At 54.4% G+C, this 3,029-nt stretch carries 4 protein-coding genes; 3 read left to right on the forward strand and 1 reads right to left on the reverse strand.

Annotated features, from left to right (window positions below):
* Positions 1-100 precede the first annotated feature (100 nt).
* The gene (locus tag BDE01S_RS09525) at positions 101-712 is read right to left on the reverse strand and encodes a CNP1-like family protein (RefSeq protein ID WP_066080809.1); all 612 of its coding nucleotides are present in this window, start codon (positions 710-712) and stop codon (positions 101-103) included.
* Positions 713-818: 106 nt separating this feature from the next.
* Between BDE01S_RS09525 and BDE01S_RS09530 the strand changes: the two genes are divergently transcribed.
* The 3 genes from BDE01S_RS09530 (at position 819) to BDE01S_RS09540 (ending at position 2,576) form a co-directional block, all read left to right on the forward strand.
* Entirely contained in the window at positions 819-1,037 is a 219-nt protein-coding gene (locus BDE01S_RS09530; RefSeq protein ID WP_066080812.1) for a sulfurtransferase TusA family protein, read from the forward strand.
* A gap of 35 nt (positions 1,038-1,072) precedes the next feature.
* Positions 1,073-2,107: a dihydroorotase gene (gene pyrC, locus BDE01S_RS09535; protein ID WP_066080816.1), complete on the forward strand. Its 1,035-nt coding sequence runs from the start codon at positions 1,073-1,075 to the stop codon at positions 2,105-2,107.
* Between the two features lie 133 nt (positions 2,108-2,240).
* Entirely contained in the window at positions 2,241-2,576 is a 336-nt protein-coding gene (locus BDE01S_RS09540; RefSeq protein ID WP_066080818.1) for a YbaB/EbfC family nucleoid-associated protein, read from the forward strand.
* The last annotated feature ends 453 nt before the right edge of the window (positions 2,577-3,029 follow it).

Genomic DNA, 3,029 nt, shown 5'->3' on the forward strand with positions numbered 1-3,029 from the left:
ATAGAGCGTAAATTAGTGCCGCATTCTTATTTGAATTGATTGTAAATATAAAAAGCCGTCTGAAAATCATGATTTTCAGACGGCTTTTTTTGTATCTCAATTATTTGTAACGGTTTTTCAAAGAAGGGGCGAATTTGCCGCCGCGTTCTTTCAGGCGCTCGACCAAGCCCTCTACGGATTGCGGCGTGCCGTCCACGCAGAATGCCTGATAGAGTACGGTACGCAGCTCGTCGTTGCGGCTCATGGCCTGGCCCAGCGATTTCCACTCGCCGTTGCGCGGCTGAATCCAGCGGCGGTTGACGGTGTCGCCGTAGCCGAAAACTTTGTAGGACGAGCGTTTGTCGCCGCCGTAATTGAATGAGGAGCGCGCGCAGAAGATGCCTTCGGCGGTGAGGTTGTCGTAGCCTTGCGCGGATTGTACGTTCAACACATAGCGGATGCTGGTATCGGGCGCGGGCATGATTTGCAGGCTGTCGAGCAGGATTTTCGGCTTGCGCGTGTAATCTTCGCTGACATATAGGTCGAACCAGTCGCCCGATGCGGTATCCGGCAGCGGCGGCAGATCGGCATCGGCCTCTTTGAATTCGCGGGCGGCTTTTTCTGCGGTGCTTTCTTTATAGCGGGTGTTGGTCAGCGTGTCTTTGTCGCTGCGCGGCAGCGCGAAAGCTGAGGCGGCCGATAAAATCAGCAGCGGCAGAATCAGGTGGCGCATAAGGCTCTCCAAATGTGAAAAGATGCTGCATTTTAGGGTTTGGCGGGTGCAGGTGCAAGCAGATGCGGTATAATTAACCCAATCTTAAATTATGTGAAACCACACCATGCATACTTTAGACGTAACCGGTTTGAAATGCCCGATGCCGATTTTGCGCGCCAAAAAAGCCTTGGCGCAGCTGGAAGCGGGCGAGGTATTGACCGTATTGGCAACCGACGGCGGCGCGCCCGGCGATTTTGAGGCGTTCTGCCGCCAAACGGGGCATATCCTGCTCGAATCTTCCGAAGCCGACGGCGTGTTTACGCTGGTGGTCAAACACAAATAAGGCCGTCTGAAAAACCATTCTTGTGAAGGAAAACCATGCAAACCCTGACCATTATCCAGCCCGACGATATGCACCTGCATCTGCGCGACGGCGATGCGCTTCAAGCCGTAGTGCCTTACAGCGCGCGCCAGATGGGGCGTGCCGTGATTATGCCGAACCTGAAGCCGCCCGTGGTCAGCGTGGCCGATGCTTTGGCCTATAAAGCGCGTATTTTGGCGGCCTTGCCTGCGGGCAGCACCTTCGAGCCGCTGATGACGCTGTATCTCACCGATAAAACCACGCCGGAGCTGGTGCGGGAAGCCAAAGCTGCGGGCATCGTGGCGTTCAAGCTCTATCCGGCCGGGGCGACCACCAATTCCGATTCCGGCGTGACCGATTTGTTTAAATTGATTCCGGTATTGGAAGAAATGGCCGCGCAGGGCGTCTTGCTGCTGGTGCACGGCGAAGTGACTGATGCCGACATCGATATTTTCGACCGCGAAGCCGCGTTTATCGAGCGCATCATGAAGCCGGTATTGGCGAAAGTGCCGGATTTGAAAGTGGTGTTCGAGCATATTACCACCGCTGAAGCTGCACGACTGGTGCAGGAAGCGGGCGAAAACGTCGCCGCCTCCGTGACCCCGCAGCATCTGCTGCTCAACCGCAATGATTTGCTGGTGGGCGGCGTGCGCCCGCATCACTTCTGCCTGCCTGTGTTGAAACGCGAAACCCACCGCCAGGCTTTGGTTGCCGCCGTTACCGGCGACAAGGCGCACAAATTCTTTTTGGGTACGGACTCCGCGCCGCACGCCCGTTCGGCCAAAGAAAACGCCTGCGGCTGCGCCGGCATGTTCAGTGCCGCCACCGCCATCGAGCTGTATGCCGAAGTCTTCGAGCAGGCCGGTGCTTTGGACAAGCTGGAAGCCTTTGCCTCCAAAAACGGCGCACGCTTTTACGGTCTGCCGGAAAATACACGCACGCTGACCTTAATCAAGCAGCCGCAAAGCGTCCCCGAAAGCGTGGCCTACGGCAGCGATACGCTGGTACCGATGCGCGCCGGCGGCGAAGTGGCCTGGTCGGTGCAGTATTAATCTGCCGTTTCGGCGCCAAAGGCCGTCTGAAAAAGGCGGCCGCTTGCCGGCATTGCGGCATAGGCAGAGCGGGCATTTCCCTTTATAATCGGCGGTTTGCCGAAATGTTATTTATAAGAATTTAGGAGTCTCCATGTTTGGAAAAGCCGGATTGGGCGGGCTGATGAAGCAGGCCCAGCAAATGCAGGAAAATATGAAAAAGGCGCAAGCCAAATTAGCGGAAACCGAAGTGGAAGCGGAAGCCGGCAACGGCTTGGTTAAAGTCACCATGACCTGCAGCCATGTTGTCCGCAAGCTGGAAATCAGCCAGGATCTGATTGCCGAAGCCGCCGATGACAAAGAAATGCTGGAAGATTTGATTCTGGCCGCCGTCAACGCCGCTTCTGAAAAAGCCGAAGAAACCACCAGCAAGACCATGGGCGCATTCACCCAGGGTCTGCCTGCGGGTATGAGCGACTTTTTCCGTTAAGCAGCGTTTCTGCCTGTGGTAACGGGTGAAAAAGCCGTCTGAAAAAACAGTAAATGCTGTTTTTCAGACGGCTTTTTTGTCGGGTTGGGGTGGTTTTGATGTACGAAGATTTTTGCAGCGTTTGGTAGTTTGATTTATCCCGAATGAGCGTTTACTATGGCTAATGTGAGTTGGGGATAAGGCAAACGTATCAATTGTACTGAAATCGTTGAAAATTCAGCAAACTGTTCTCTCTCCTGCGGGAGAGAGCTAGAGAGAGGGCAAGACCGTTGGGTCGGGAAACATCTGTTTCATCCCAAGCGTTTCGCCCTCTCCCCAACCCTCTCCCCAACCCTCTCCCGCAGGAGAGGGAGCAAATTGCTGAAAATTCAAAAGTTACTGAAAATGCTTATCCTGAACTAACGTTATGTATTCTTCAGTTCTTTAGCGATATAGTCGGAGAGTAAATTCTGA

This window comes from Bergeriella denitrificans NBRC 102155 (assembly GCF_001592185.1).
Lineage (GTDB): Bacteria > Pseudomonadota > Gammaproteobacteria > Burkholderiales > Neisseriaceae > Neisseria > Neisseria denitrificans.

What these genes read in the sequence shown, in the direction of transcription:
- BDE01S_RS09525 (WP_066080809.1), bottom strand. Translation starts at nt 712, where the DNA reads ATGCGCCACCTGATTCTGCCGCTGCTGATTTTATCGGCCGCCTCAGCT.
- BDE01S_RS09530 (WP_066080812.1), top strand. Translation starts at nt 819, where the DNA reads ATGCATACTTTAGACGTAACCGGTTTGAAATGCCCGATGCCGATTTTG.
- pyrC (WP_066080816.1), top strand. Translation starts at nt 1,073, where the DNA reads ATGCAAACCCTGACCATTATCCAGCCCGACGATATGCACCTGCATCTG.
- BDE01S_RS09540 (WP_066080818.1), top strand. Translation starts at nt 2,241, where the DNA reads ATGTTTGGAAAAGCCGGATTGGGCGGGCTGATGAAGCAGGCCCAGCAA.